Source organism: Weissella koreensis KACC 15510, assembly GCF_000219805.1.
Lineage (GTDB): Bacteria > Bacillota > Bacilli > Lactobacillales > Lactobacillaceae > Weissella > Weissella koreensis.
On record NC_015759.1, the window covers coordinates 459,967 to 474,928 of the forward strand.

Sequence of the window (14,962 nt, forward strand, 5' to 3'; positions counted from 1 at the left end):
TTTTAGTGATGAAGATTATATTCAGCGATTAAAACTTCAACACCCTCATCAAACGAATTAACAATTTGTTTGTGATTTGGACCTAATTGAACTTGAATTTGTGTACCACTTTCATCAATTTGACCAAGGGTATTTTTATTAATTTTAACTTCACTCAGTTGATCTGTTACAGCTTTAATTTCAACATCGATAGCTTTATTTTTGCGATTTGACATATTATTTTTTCCTTCCTCAATTAAAATGTTATTTTAATTATCGTGCATGTGTTCCAACAATTCTCCAGCTCCACGCGCAACATTATCCAAGGGATGATCAGCAATAAAGACTGGCACTCCTAGTTCAGCTGAAATCAATTTATCCATGTTCCGTAGAAGAGCCCCACCACCAGTTAGAACAATTCCACGATCAATGACATCTGCTGCCAATTCTGGTTGAATTTCGGCCAACACATCATGTGCCGCCTTAACAATTTGTTGGAAGGAATCATGCAATGCTACTTCCACTTCATTTGAATTGATTTCAACAGATTTAGGCATTCCATCATAAATATCACGACCACGAATAATCATCGTTTCAGGATCTTCAGATTGAAGAGCATTTCCTAACTGAATCTTAATTTGTTCAGCTGTCCGCTCACCAACTTGCAAACCATGTTGACGCTTAGCAAAACTGGTAATTTCGTTATTCAACTTATCTCCAGCAACACGAATTGAACGGGCTGAAACAATATCACCCAAAGACAAAACGGCAATATCAGAAGTTCCTCCACCCATGTCAATTACCATTGATGAGATTGGTGAGAAAATATCTAGACCCGCTCCAATTGCAGCAACCTTTGGTTCATACTCCAAGTAAACTTTAGCACCACCGACCTTTTCCGCCGCCTGCATAATCGCCTTTTTTTCAATTTCAGTAATATTAGTTGGTGCTGCCACCATAATATTAGGGCGTGACATAACACCCTTCACGTTTAACTTTTTAATAAAGTACGATAGCATTGCTTCAGTCATATCAAAGTCAGAAATAACTCCATCCTTCAACGGACGCACGGCGCGAATATTACCTGGAGTCCGACCAACCATTTGGTAAGCCTCAGTTCCAACTGCCAAAACTCTATCGGTTTTCATATCAACGGCCACAACGGATGGCTCGTTTAACACAATCCCCTCTCCTTCGACAAAAATCAATACATTTGCAGTTCCTAAATCAATCCCAATTTCTTTAGCCATACCCTTTTTTACCTCTTTAATTTAAAATATATCAATTTTTAGCTGATTAATTCCTATTATAGCAGAATTTACCAGAGTTTTTAGTTATGATCAAAAAGAAACCTGTAAATTATTTATTTTAAATAAATTAGGATCTTTGAAATCTTTTTTAGGCTTTTTTTTGATAAAATAAACTTAATATAAACTACAATTAGGAGATCATTTTAATGAAATATTCTTTAGCCACCATCGCCCAACTCGTGGACGGTGAATTATTAAATTCAACTAGTGAACCAATCACAGAAATTACTTTCGATGGACGTACAGCTAAACCGGGGTCCCTCTTTATTCCCATTACTTGGGGTAATGATGGGCACAATTTCATTCAAGGTGCCATCGATAATGGCGCCAGCGCTACTTTATGGGCAGCAGACCACGGTGAAAATCAGCCTAGTGACTTCCCGATAATTATCGTTCAAGACACCCTCAAAGCTTTTCAGCAATTAGCACAAGCTTATTTAAAAGAAATCGAGCCTAAAGTTATTGCTGTCTCAGGCTCAAACGGTAAAACAACCACGAAAGATTTTATTGCCACAATTGCTAGCACAATGTATCGAACCGTCAAAACACCAAAAAACTTCAATAATGAATTAGGAGTTCCTCTTACGATTTTGAGCATGCCCGCTGATACTGAAGTCTTAGTGATTGAGCTTGGAATGGATCATCCTCATGACTTGGATAGTCTTTCAAAGCTAGTTACCCCCGATATTGCCGTCCTTACCATGATTGGCGAAGCCCACATTGAATTCTTCAAAACGCGTGCTCGAATTGCCGATGGAAAGATGGAAATCATTAATGGCCTAAAACCTAATGGAATTTTAGTCTATAACGGGGATGAGCCACTCCTGATTGAACGGGCTGCTAACCTTAATTTTCAAACCAAAACTTTTGGTTTATCCACTGATAATCAACTTTTCGCTTCCCAAATAACTTTAACCGACCAAAAGGCCAACTTCACGACCAATCAAATGAAAGAAGCCTTTCAAATTCCTCTCACTGGTAACTATAACGTTAGCAATGCGCTTGCTGCCATTAGTGTCGGACAACTCTTAAAGGTCCCCGCAATTTTGATGAAAACCGCTCTACAAGGAACCATCATCACTGAAAATCGGACGGAATGGATAGCTGGTAACTTTGGGGGGCAAATTTTAAATGACGTTTATAACTCAAATCCCACTGCCGTTCGAGAAGTATTAAAGAGCTTCTCAGCAATTAAAAAACTCAATCGTAAATTTGTTGTTTTAGGCGATATGTTAGAACTTGGGACAGCTGGCCCTGAACTCCACGCTAGCTTAGCAACAGATGTAATTGATGCTAAACCCGATGCAATCTTCCTCGTCGGGCAATTGATGCAAAACCTAGCAGATAAAATTACAAATCAAGATCCTCAATTAACTGTACACTCTTTCCTAGAACCAGAAATTGATACACTCATCAAAACGTTACAAGCTCAGTTACAAACTAATGATCAAATTTTAATTAAAGCTTCACACGGTCTTCATTTGGAACGAATCGTTCAAGCACTAACAAAGTAATGCTCAATTCAATTAAACGATTAGGTTCTCTTGAACCTAATTGTTTTTTTATACTTTTCAAGCATCACCGCGCTTTAAGTTATATTAAATTAAATCCTCAAGTCATAAACTTTAAAGACGCTCAACATTTTAGAATATTACAAAATGTTCGATATAAGCTAACTTATTTGTTGATAGCCGATAATTTTAAGATTATGCGGTTGATCAAAATTTAAGGGTTGATGTTTTTGAATATAATCAGCAATTAAATCGGCCGTTTCAATCTGTACTTCTCGCACAATTTTACTTGCCTGATACATTTTAAAGTTACCGGTTCCATTAGATCGATAACTATTAACCGCTACTTCATATGATTGATTCAATTTCAGTTGTTTCCCTTGAAACATGACCGTTTTCACCCGTTGATTCATCGGTTTTTGCATATCAATCGTGTAATCAATTCCTGTCCAAAGATCGTAATTATAATGTTGGACTTTAGGAAACAAAAAATGAGGATTGATTGATAAATTATCATTGGCAGTTAGTTTAAAATAGCGAGCACTAACTTCAATGGCATCAATAATTTCTTGTCCCGTTAAGCTTTCCACAACCACTGTATTAGGATAGACATAATTTGTCATAATATCCCGGCGCGTTACATTGTTTTTCAAGCCTCGAACTTCATCATTAAAAATTGTTGTGCTGGCAATTTGCGTCTGACCTGCGTCCATCTGAGCCCGATTAATCAATTCAACAAATGGGTGACTTTGAATTCGAGCTAATTGATGATCAATAATTTCCATCTGATGACCAACTTGACCAATTAATTGATCCATCCACTGATCAACTTTAACTTTTAAAGGAGAAAGGCGCGTAATAATCTCAAAATTTTCGGGAGTAGTTTTAGTAGAAATTAATTTCACCTCACTATTGATCAATTTTTGTTTTTCGTCAAAAGTAAAGTCCATCACACCCACTGCTTCACCACGATATCCTGGTTGCGTCATCACCAAACCATTGAATTTCTCAGCCAACAACCGATGTTGATGTCCTGTTATCAAAGCATCTACACCTTCCAACTGACTTAATTCATATCCTTGATTTTCACCATTAATGCGTCCCAATGGTTGTCCAGTTTTTAAATCACATTCAAACCCACCATGATAAGCCAAAATCAGTAAATCTACTTGAGGTCGCAGAATTTTAATATATTTTTTTGCGATCATGACGGGATCCGCAAAATATAATCCTTTAATATTTTTTTCTGGTTCCCACTTTGGAATAAATTTAGTGGTTAGCCCAATCACGCCAACTTTTAAATCATTTTTTTGGAAAATACGATACGGACGCCCCAAGAAAGGAGTCTGGCTCTTTTGATCCAGAATATTCGCATTTAAGACATTTTGACTTTGAAGAGCTTTTTCTAAATAGATTCGACCATAATTGAATTCATGATTTCCAATAATTCGAACATCATATCCAGCCAAAGCTGCTAAATCATCATAAAGAGGTAGATCCTTTTGATCAATTTTTTCAATATAATTTGTTAATGGTGAACCTTGAATAAAATCGCCATTTTCAATTTTAAGCACTAAATCTTCATCCGTTAATTTGTCAGTTTCAATTTGCATCACACTCACGGCCCGCGCGAGCCCCATCTCAGTATTATTCAAGGGGCGTCTAAAATCATCTGCATTAAAATATCCGTGTACATCTGACGTCGATAAAACTTTGACTTGCATCAAGTTCCTCCTCATTTACTCCTTAAAAATCTACTTTGCATCAATTAATATATCTAAGTTAGTCCTCAGGAACAAGTTTTTTAATTTGCCACCATTCTATGGATAAATTAAATTATGATCCTTATTTCTTAAAAAACTAAATTAAATTTGTTAATGTTTTGGAAAAATTGTTTTTAAATTTCAATCAAAAATAATTACATGATTTAAAAAAGGCTAAGATAAATCATCTTAGCCTTCAAATAAATATGAAAAAAACTTTAACGACGTTAGTTGAACTCAACTTGATCTAAATCCATTGGCACTGCTTGCCAAAATTTAATTTCATCTTGATATGCCAAATGATAAATGGCTTCCCATTCAGCTAATTGAGCGCTCGATATTTGCTGATATTCAGGAACCAATATATTTAATGATTGCCACAGCCAATTCGTAAAGGCCAAATAATCCGAACTGGTATAATAATCAAACCAAGCCTTAAATTTAGGATCGGCTTGATCCGTAAAATCTCGGGCTAACAAATGATATGATTCTGTACATGGCAATAATGCCAAAATTCCTGCAATAGGATCCGATGTTTTGACAGCATGCTCAATATGCTGTAGATATGCAACATTATGCTCTCCCACTGCAATATTAGATAAATCCGGTGATGGCTTTAAAGCCTCATGTGCCTCAGCCTCAAGTCCATTAGCTTGTGGCTTTTTTATTTGTAATTGTATTGGTAATTTTTGAAAAACTGCTTGAAAAAATTCATCAAATTTATCAACATAAAAATGATCTTGGGCAACATAATAATTACGAGCTTCTTGTGGGAGCGATCCATTGACTAATGCTTGAACAAACTGAGTCTTAGCAATTATTTTTCGTTCATCTTTTGATTGTGCTAATAAATATTGATTAAATTCCATGCCAAGCCTCCTTAATTTTTTGAACAGTTTCTATCGGATTATCAGATCGGGTTAGCATTGAGATAACCGCCACTCCATTTAAACCAAGCTCAGCTAAATCAGATAAAACAGATTCGGTAATTCCCCCAATTCCGACAATTGGTAGATGGTTTTGCGGCAAAATTTCGGCTAATTTAGCCAAACCTAAGGCCGGTGCAGCGTCAGTTTTAGACTGTGTAGCAAAAATGGGACCTATTCCCAAATAGTCGGCTCCGCTATCTTGAGCTGCTGCTAATTCGGAGGCATTTGAAACTGAAAGGCCAATCACCATCGGTAAAGCTTGGGGTACTTTTAAAGCAGCTTGAATTTGATCACCTTGACCTACATGTAATCCGTCAGCATGAATTTGTTGCGCCAAATCGACATCATCATTAATGATGAACAAAACTTGCCATTTTTTTGCTAAAAATTGTAATTTTAAGACTAAGTCTAAGCGTTCTTCGCAATTTTGGTAATGGGTTCCCTTATCACGAAACTGATAAGCGGTAATCCCCGACTGCATTAATACTTCAATTTGTACGATAAATTCAGTCAAACTCAATTCTGGATAATCTTGTGGTCCGGCGACTAAATAGCATTGTAATTGTTCTATTTTCATTTCACACCCGTGACCCAATGATTTAAAGGTCCATGTCCATGCCCGACATTAATCGTGGTTTGAATTGCTTGATTCATAAACTCTTTAGCTGCGGGCATAATTGCTGCTAATTCCTCATTTCGAGCTAAACCGGCTACAATCAAGGCTGCCAAAGTATCACCAGTCCCATGTGTTCGGCTAGTATCAATACGTGGTGCTTCATACCAACTAGTTTGTCCATTTTTAAACAACATCAAATCACGCACCACCATTCCTTGACGATGGCCGCCTTTAATTAAGACATTTTCAGCCCCTAGCCTTTGAAGCTCTTGAGCTGCTTCTATCATTTCAAGGTCTCCTTCAATTGAACGCTGCAAAAGCACTTCAGCTTCACCTAAATTCGGAGTAATCACTTCAGCCAAGGGCAATAATTCATTTTTAAATAATTCAATTGCCGCCGGCTCCAATAATTGGGCCCCACCTTTGGCAACCATTACTGGATCGAGCACTAAATGTTTCACTGGAAATTTTTTCAAGCCATCAATCACGGTCTGAACCCAAACCTCATCAAACAAAGCACCCGTTTTAGCCGCCGTGATTTTGAGGTCAGTAAAAATCGATTCAAATTGAGCCATAATCATTTCAGGACGCGTTGGTTCAATCGCTTGAACGCCAAGGGTATTTTGCGCAGTAATACCGGTAATGACTGTCGCAGCATACACTTTTTGGTTATGAAAAGTTTTTAAATCAGCATTAATTCCCGCACCTCCGCTAGAATCGATGCCAGCAATCGTTAAAACTTGTGGTACTTCAATCATTCTTCATTCACCTCACTGATCTGTTCAATTTGTTTTTCTGTAATGGCATAAAGTTGGTCCATCAATGCGGGCATCAACTGCCCTGGCTGGTTATGCACTTTTGCACTTGCTAATTGCCCCGCTGCTCCCATGAGCATTGTGGCCTCCAGCCCTGCCTGAAGGTAATCTTTCGTCACAGCAGCAAAACTACCGATAATCCCGCTCAATAAATCGCCAGATCCGACATTAACTGCTAATAACGGATTATCATTTTTTACCCGCCAACTTCGTTTTCCATCAGTGATCACATCTGTTGCACCGGTCTGCACGATCACCGCTTCTGTTAATTGGGCGGATCTTTTTGGAATACTAGTCTGAACTTCAATCCGTGTATCTGCATCAATTCCTTGACCCTGACTCGACATTCCGGCAAACCAAGCAATTTCTGCGGCATTACCCCGAATCACATCGAATTTAACTTCCTTCATTAAGCGTTTTACAAAATCACTTCGATATGGCATCGCCACAGCTACTGGATCCAAAATGACCGGAATCTCAGCTTGATTGGCTATTTGTCCCATTAAAATTAACTCTGGCAAAGTCGTTTCCTGTAATGTACCAATATTAATAACGACGGCTTGAGAAATTTTAACCATTTCCGGTATTTCTAGTTGCTCTTGCGACATCAATGGCGATGCCCCTAACATGCTAATTCCATCAGCCACATGTTGCTGAGTGACAGTATTAGCATGGTTTAAAATCAAGGGGTGTTTCTTCCGAATGACTTCCAATAACATTTTTGCTCCTCCTTTTCACTTATAAATTACTAATAACTTTTTCCATATAATTAAAAAGCTCAACTAACCTGCCACGTCGTCGTAACAGATTAATTGAGCTCATTTTGATTTATTCCCAGTTAATATGTCACTTCCCTCCGCAAGTTTTAACTTAATCAGGTTCAAAGGGTCCGAATAAACGTCTCAGCAAAAGCTCCCCTAGTGAATAAATATTTAATTATGCCTTAATTTTAGCACTCCATAGTTAACTTGACAATTTTATCGTTCAAAAAAAAACTGAGATAAAATTATCTCAGTCTCTTTTTAAAACGGATCAAAAATCAAAGTTTACACTTTATTATGCCGTTTTATTTTTACTTTTCAACTGCTTGTAAGCTTTGGTTATTATCTAATTGAGATTTACCAGCTTTACCATGCTTTTGCAAGAAGTACATTCCTAACCATGTTAACAGCGTAAATACGACTGCGATGGCAAGTAAGACTCCAACTGAATTCCAGATTTGATCCATTCCTAATCCAGAAGTCATAGCTTGGCGTAATCCAAGAACTGAGTAAGTCATTGGAATGTAAGGATGGATAACATTATAGAAATGATTGGTCATTTCCATTGGGAATGTTCCACCTGAACCACCAAGTTGCAACATCAATAGCAACATTGCAACGAAACGTCCTGGATTATCAAAGACCATTGATAGGAACATAACGATCGCCATCGATGCCAATGAGAAGATAATCGTCATTACGAATAATTCTGCAGGATGTTCAGCATGCAAACCAGCCAACATCATCAAAACTGGTTCAATGACAGCCATTGCTATTGCTACAATCGCTGCAACAATAGCTTTACTGAAGAACCAAGCCGTAGCTGATTGTCCAGTAGTTGAAATCTTTCGGATTGGGAAAGCAAAGTTAAAGACAATTGCTCCGACATACAAAGCAAGTGACAAAACATATGGTGCCAAGGCATATCCATAGTTTGGTACAGAACTATACTTTGAATGAGATAACTTAGCTGGGGTTACGAATTGCTTGATATTTTTATCAGTAATCTTAATCCCACCAATTTTATCAGATCCAGACTTAAGTCCAGATGCTAAGGTACCGTTTCCGTCCTTCAATTGATTTGCTCCATCAATTAAGGCACCTGAGTTATCAACTAGTTGACTTGTTCCAAGTGCTAATTGATCAACTCCTGAACTCAACGTTGGAATTTGAGCTTGTAATTGGCTTAATCCACCATACAAGATATTTGATCCATCAGCTAATTGACTTACACCTGAAGTCAATGCTGGTACTTGTGAGTTCAATTGACTTGTTCCAGTTGCCAATTGTTGTGATCCGGCAGCCAATTGACTTACACCTGAAGTCAAAGCTGGTACTTGTGATTTCAATTGGCTCGTTCCAGCAGCTAATTGTTGAGAACCTGAAGTCAATTCTCCATTGTTAGCAGTCAATTGTGCTGAACCGTTGGTTGCATCTGAAACACCACCAGTATATTGTTGCAAACCAGCTTGCAAGGTAGCAGAACCAGCAGCCGTTTGCTTCAAACCAGCGTTTAATTGATCCATCCCTGCTACTAATCCCTTTTGTTCAAGAGGAGCATTGAAGCTCTGGCTCAAAGTTTGAACCTTAGTCAACAAAGTTTGCGTAGCAGTCAAATCAGCTTGCATTCTTTTTATGTCATCAGAACTGATCTTTGAGTTAAGTTGAGTCTCAACTCCAGTTTTCATGTTATTTCCAACGACTGTTCCATAATCTTTATATGATTGAGCAGCAACTTTTTTAACAGTTACTTTTTGCTCATCAGTCAAAGGCGTTCCCGCCTTTTCCATAGCTGCAACCATTTCATCAACATATGCATCAGGCTTTGCACCAGCTACTGAAATTTTAACTAATCCATTTAGCGTAGTATCAAGATTAGCCAATAGTGGAGTCAATGCATTCAACTTATCTTGCATATACTTAGTTTCACTTGATGATTGGTTATAGTCAACCGCATTTAATTCGCTTTGAATTTTTTTCAAACCGTCATCAAGTTGTTGACTTCCAGCTTGTAATTGAGTTGAACCTTCGCTCAATTGCTTTGCTCCAGAATTCAAAGTCGTGCTGTTAGCATTCAACTTATTGAGGCCACCATTTAAAGTAGAAACACCCTTTGTGTAGCCATCCAAACCTGAATTTAATTGACTAGCACCACCAGCTAATTGATTTGCTCCACTAGCCAGGGTTCCAGTCTTTCCATTCAAGGTTTGTAATCCACTATTCAATTGGTTAGCACCAACAGATAGTTGACTAGCACCACTAGATAGGGCTCCAGTCTTACTATTCAAGGTTTGTAGTCCATTGTTCAAAGTGCTTGACCCACCAGCTAATTGGTTAACACCACTTGCTAATGGAGAAACTCCCATCTTCAAGGTCATAACCCCATCATTAACTTGGGATACTCCGCCAGTATAGACATTCAACCCATCAGAAAGAGCAATTGAACCGTCATTTAACTTTTGAGCTCCAGTAGCAGCCGTCTTGAAGCCTTTTCCAGCTACAGTAACTTGATCAAAGACAACCTTAGTATAGGCCGTTGTGACCGCTTCTTTAACTTGACTGTTCAATGACTCAGCAGCAGTATCACTAACAACTGTAGCGATATAATTCAAAGAATCATTAGTCTTGTATTTGATCTCCATCTTTTTAGGATGAGCATCCAAAACTGTAGCAGCGTTAGCAGAGAAATTCTTTGGTAGAGTCACAACCGTATAATACTTATGATCCTTAATACCTTGTTCTGCTTGCTTCTTAGAAACAAAATGCCAATCCAATTGAGTATTATGCTTCAATTGCTTGACCATATCGGCCCCAGCATGCATCTTTTGACCTTCATAAGTCACTTGTTTATCTTCATTTACCACTGCGATTGGTAAGTTTCCCGTACTTCCATACGGATCCCAAACTGAACGCAAGAAGAACACACTGTATAAAAACGGAATAAACATAATTGCAAACAGTGAAATTCTAATTAATCGGTTTGAGAAGATAAATTTAAATTCATTTTTAATCATCTTCATGATTTATTACACAATCCTTTCCTACACTAAAAATTGATGTTATTTTTCATCATAATCACCAGCTTATTCCATTTTATTACAAATATCAAGTAATAATTATTTGTCTATTATCGCCTCAATTGGCATGACCTATATTGAGGTATACCAACCTTTTAAGGATTAAATTGAAACGTTTTATTCGTCGAAATATTTCTTAAAAATACATTTCGATAATAGCATCGTTTTGGTGCAAAAAACGGTGTACTTTTTATGTATTAGCTTAAATGAATGATAAAAAATAACAATAGTTATAATTATAACGCCAAATACCTGAACTTCCTACTAAAAATAAACCTTTTTTTATATATAAATAAGAAGAATATTAATTCTCGTCGATCACAAAACATTAAATAATTATATATTTTTATGAAAAAGATGATCGCAATGCAGCGAGTACGCTATAATGAAAGTCAGGATTTTAATATTTAATTTAGATTTAAGGTAGCAGGTGATTTGACATGACGGATGAACAATTCCAACAATTAAAAAGGTATAAAGAACTTCTAGATGTTGGGGTCCTTGCCCCTAATGAATACAAACGACTCAAGGATCGCTTTTTGCAAGTGGAAATGATTGCCCTCGATGTAGAGCAATCCCAAAAGCCTCAACCCATTACAGAAACTCGAAATAAATCGCAAGCCCGCCAAAAAAGATCATGGAAATGGTTAAAGCCCATACTTTATGTTCTCCTCCTCCTGATCATATTGTCGGGTGGTTATGCTTATTTACAATGGCATCATCAAAATAGTCAAAAAATTATTCAAAAAAATGAGCAGAATGCAATTGTTCAGTCTGACCTTTCATCAACAAAACAACAGACTAAGCAAAGTTCAAGTTCTTCTGAAAAAAATACGAGAACTAATAGTGAAAGTTCCGAAAAGGCAGCCAATTCTACTAATCTAACATCTACTGTAGATGCTTCAAGTGTCCCAGTTGATGATACTGATACGGCTAGCACTAGTACCGCAGTAGATGCTTCAAGCGCCGAAAGTGCCCTAACTCAAAATGATTCCACCGGCGTGGCTTGGACTTACCAAAACGCTACTGCTAACGGTTTTGTCTTCGTAGGACCAACAAATGAAGATGGTTCATACGCTAAAGCTTTAGTAACTGACCGATCTGATGGTCAAAATGTCGAAATTAGAACTGGAACTGTTGATACTGATAGTAGTTGGTCAGTTAATGACGATGTTACCGTTCCCTGGCAATAATTAATTTTATATAAAAAAGAGTTTCTCTCGGGCTAATTACTTAGTTACCCGTTTGAAGCTCTTTTTACTAATAATTATTTTTTATTCCAACATAAATTCAAATTCATGATCAATTTCACCCGAAATTCGATAATCAGGTAATACTTCGGCACCCCAGCTATCAATACCCCCAACTCCGCGCACAGATCCCAAAATGCTCAAAACCGTTTTACGTGGTAAAGGCAATTCTTCTTGATGCGTTGCATTTTCTAATTCTGCTGCTGTATATGGTAAACAACTAAAGGCAAATGGCTGTTTAGTTTTTCTGACTGTTAACTCAAATGGATGTACTACCGGCTCCACATTATTCTTAGTACTCGTTCGTTCTAATGTAACTGTTTGGGTCTCCATATGTACTCCATTATCTTGAGGAATCAAATACGGTGTTACCGGTATTCCTTGGACATGATAGGTTCCGAATTGACCGCCCTGTTTTCGATCAGGATAAGTTTCCCCTGAAAGTCCAGTATAAATAAAACGATTCGTTAAGGTCGGAATCATGAATCGAACTCCAAAAACTGGTAACTCAGGTAACCCTTTTTGTCCAAAATAATGTGCTTTAACTTTTAGCTGACCGATTGCATTCACTTGATATAAAATTTCTACCTTTGTTTGTGGTTGAACTGGTAATTGATATTCATATAAAATTGCAACTTCCTGCGCGCTCTCATCACCATTATATTTATTATTAACAGGTGGTAAGGGTAACTCAAGAATTTGTTGATCAACCCAGATAGTTTTGACACTTCCAGTTTGAAATAAATCGGCCCCCAACCAAGAAGCTACTTTTTGCGGAAACCCTGCTCCTCGATCATTATCAGTCGTAGCTCGCCAAAAAATCGGCTTAACGGGTTCCAACAGCCATTCTCGACCAGCAATTCGAATCGATTCCAATCCTTTTTTATCATAACTAAAAAGATACTCATGATCAGGACCATGGACGCCCAAACCCACATCCCCAAAAATTAAATTGAGTTTATTCTGTGTATTTTCCATATTGATAAGCTACCTCCTGCATGGCTGGTTTAACTAGGCGATTTGCAAATAAGAGACCGTCTGCACTAAACCCATAATCAGATGGACGATCATCAAAATCACCACCATAACGTAAGACCTTTTGACCAGATATTTCATCATTGACCCACAGAGCTTGATCAATGTAATCCCAAATAAAGCCACCTGCATAATTATCAAAATCATCAAATAATTGCATATATTCGGCTAATCCGCCCAATGAATTTCCCATATCATGCATGTATTCACAAAGCATGAAGGGCTTTTTCGGATTTTGTTCTAAATATTTTCGCACCTCAGCTGGGCTGGCATACATCCGACTTTCAAAATCAGAAATTTGATCTTCGAACTGACGGTCCCATACAACGCCTTCATAATGAACTAGACGAGTTGAATCGACCTTATGAAAATATTCCTGCATCTCAGATAGATTAGTTCCTGCGTATGATTCATTTCCCAAAGACCAAAAAAGAACTGAAGGATGATTTTTGAAAGTTTCATAATTGGTCTTGGCTCGGTCTAATACTGCATCTTTCCAACCAGGTAGACTACCTGGTACATTATATGAAGGTTCAAGTTGACCCATTTTTTGCCATGAACCATGTGATTCCAAATTAGTTTCAGCCATCATATAGATTCCATGCTCATCACAAAGTTGATACCAACTCAACTGGTCCGCGTAATGTGAGGTTCGTACAGCATTGATATGATGTTCTTGAAAAATTTTCAAATCAGTCAACATATCATCTCTTGTAATGACCCGTCCATTTTCAGGATTCCATTCATGCCTGTTTACTCCCAATATTTTTAAACGCTCACCGTTCAATTTCAAAACTTGGTGATCAAGTTCAATTTTACGAAAGCCAAAAGTCGTTGTAGCAACTTCAATTAATTGATGCTCTTGGTTTTTAACTATTAGTTCAATATGGTAAAGTTGTGGATTTTTATGACTCCATAACTGCATATCATAAAATTTAATTTCAGGTAATCTAATTTCGTGATTTAGATTAGGCTGACCTTGGAAGATAATTTCACCTTGCGGATTAATAATTTTGATTTCTAATTCATATTGACTAAATTCTCCCGTTAATTTAAACTCACCTGTCAATTTACCCATCTGATAATCGGCACTGACTTGTGGCTTTAAAGCAATATCAGTTACATGAACCCCAGGTTGTAGTAAAAGTGTGACATCTCGAAAGATTCCAAAAAAGCGAAAAAAATCTTGGTCTTCTATAAAACTAGCTGTACTATGCTTAAATACCTGAACGATAAGCTCATTTTCACCATTATTTTTTAAGTATGGCGTTAAATCGAATTCCGATGGCGAAAAACTATCTTCGGCATATCCTACGAATTGGCCATTCAACCAAAGATAAAAAGCCCGTTCAACTCCCGCAAAATTAATATGAACCTTTTGATCCTGCCAATCAGGATCTAATTTAAAAATTTTGCGATAAGTGCCAACCGCATTATCATCAGCACGACTAAAAACCCCTGGAATTTGTTCATCCTGATTCGTAAAAGGTGGTCGACGATAGGTTCGCGCATCCCATGGATATTGGGTGTTTACATATTGAATTGGGGCAAAATTAGCTAATTCAATATGTTTTGGCACCTCAATGGTCGTAACTGCTGTATTTTTTTCAAAATCAGGCACCTCAAGTTCTGAATTGAAAGTTTCCATTTGATCGGTATAATAAAAATCCCAAGTCCCATTCAAACTTTTTTCTAGTGAACTTTGTTTTTGATGGGCCTCAATTAAATTACGATAAACTTGATGATCACTATGGGCAGGAAGTTGATTTACCCTAAAAATTTTTGGATCATCTAACCAAGCTAATTGTGGTAGCATTTGGAGCCTCCTCCTAAATTATCTAAATAAATGCATTTGAATAATGTAAGCGCTTACTATCGCTTGCCATTAGTTTAGCACGCTTTTTTACATTTGTATA

12 protein-coding genes and 1 riboswitch are annotated in these 14,962 nt (G+C 37.4%); of the genes, 2 read left to right on the top strand and 10 right to left on the bottom strand.

Annotated features, from left to right (window positions below):
* Positions 1–2: 2 nt before the first annotated feature.
* Positions 3–215, bottom strand: a complete 213-nt coding sequence (locus WKK_RS02245) for a DUF2969 domain-containing protein (protein ID WP_006845881.1) — start codon at positions 213–215, stop codon at positions 3–5.
* A 33-nt stretch (positions 216–248) separates the two neighbouring features.
* Positions 249–1,229 carry a rod shape-determining protein gene (gene mreB / locus WKK_RS02250; protein ID WP_006845882.1) on the bottom strand — a complete coding sequence of 327 codons (981 nt, stop codon included), beginning with the start codon at positions 1,227–1,229 and terminating at the stop codon, positions 249–251.
* A gap of 206 nt (positions 1,230–1,435) precedes the next feature.
* On the opposite strand from mreB, the gene WKK_RS02255 reads away from it, so the two are divergent.
* Complete coding sequence (locus WKK_RS02255; RefSeq protein WP_013989322.1) at positions 1,436–2,803, top strand: UDP-N-acetylmuramoyl-tripeptide--D-alanyl-D-alanine ligase; 1,368 nt, start codon at positions 1,436–1,438, stop codon at positions 2,801–2,803.
* A gap of 158 nt (positions 2,804–2,961) precedes the next feature.
* On the opposite strand, the gene WKK_RS02260 is transcribed toward WKK_RS02255, so the two are convergent.
* From WKK_RS02260 to WKK_RS02285, 6 genes are all read right to left on the bottom strand, one after another.
* Positions 2,962–4,524, bottom strand: a complete 1,563-nt coding sequence (locus WKK_RS02260) for a bifunctional metallophosphatase/5'-nucleotidase (protein WP_013989323.1) — start codon at positions 4,522–4,524, stop codon at positions 2,962–2,964.
* A gap of 266 nt (positions 4,525–4,790) precedes the next feature.
* Positions 4,791–5,432 carry a TenA family protein gene (locus tag WKK_RS02265; RefSeq protein ID WP_013989324.1) on the bottom strand — a complete coding sequence of 214 codons (642 nt, stop codon included), beginning with the start codon at positions 5,430–5,432 and terminating at the stop codon, positions 4,791–4,793.
* Complete coding sequence (gene thiE / locus WKK_RS02270; RefSeq protein ID WP_013989325.1) at positions 5,422–6,069, bottom strand: thiamine phosphate synthase; 648 nt, start codon at positions 6,067–6,069, stop codon at positions 5,422–5,424. The genes WKK_RS02265 and thiE overlap by 11 nt, the downstream gene beginning before the upstream one ends.
* On the bottom strand, positions 6,066–6,866 hold the full coding sequence (gene thiD, locus WKK_RS02275; protein ID WP_013989326.1) for a bifunctional hydroxymethylpyrimidine kinase/phosphomethylpyrimidine kinase: 801 nt from the start codon (positions 6,864–6,866) through the stop codon (positions 6,066–6,068). Before thiD ends, thiE begins: the two co-directional genes overlap by 4 nt.
* Positions 6,863–7,642, bottom strand: coding sequence for a hydroxyethylthiazole kinase (thiM, locus tag WKK_RS02280; RefSeq protein WP_006845888.1), 780 nt, complete (start codon positions 7,640–7,642; stop codon positions 6,863–6,865). Before thiM ends, thiD begins: the two co-directional genes overlap by 4 nt.
* 115 nt (positions 7,643–7,757) lie before the next feature.
* Positions 7,758–7,852: riboswitch (TPP riboswitch) on the bottom strand.
* A 143-nt stretch (positions 7,853–7,995) separates the two neighbouring features.
* Positions 7,996–10,704 (bottom strand): YhgE/Pip domain-containing protein, encoded by a 2,709-nt coding sequence (locus tag WKK_RS02285; protein WP_013989327.1) that lies wholly within the window; start codon positions 10,702–10,704, stop codon positions 7,996–7,998.
* 497 nt (positions 10,705–11,201) lie between these two features.
* Here WKK_RS02285 and WKK_RS02290 point away from each other — a divergent pair, with 497 nt between their 5' ends.
* Entirely contained in the window at positions 11,202–11,954 is a 753-nt protein-coding gene (locus tag WKK_RS02290) for a hypothetical protein (RefSeq protein ID WP_013989328.1), read from the top strand.
* A gap of 81 nt (positions 11,955–12,035) precedes the next feature.
* On the opposite strand, the gene WKK_RS02295 is transcribed toward WKK_RS02290, so the two are convergent.
* Together WKK_RS02295 and WKK_RS02300 are read right to left on the bottom strand one after the other, a co-directional pair.
* A complete protein-coding gene (locus WKK_RS02295; RefSeq protein ID WP_013989329.1) occupies positions 12,036–12,989 on the bottom strand; it encodes a beta-galactosidase small subunit in 954 nt (317 codons plus the stop codon).
* The gene (locus WKK_RS02300; RefSeq protein WP_013989330.1) at positions 12,970–14,862 is read right to left on the bottom strand and encodes a glycoside hydrolase family 2 TIM barrel-domain containing protein; all 1,893 of its coding nucleotides are present in this window, start codon (positions 14,860–14,862) and stop codon (positions 12,970–12,972) included. Before WKK_RS02300 ends, WKK_RS02295 begins: the two co-directional genes overlap by 20 nt.
* Positions 14,863–14,962 lie beyond the last annotated feature (100 nt).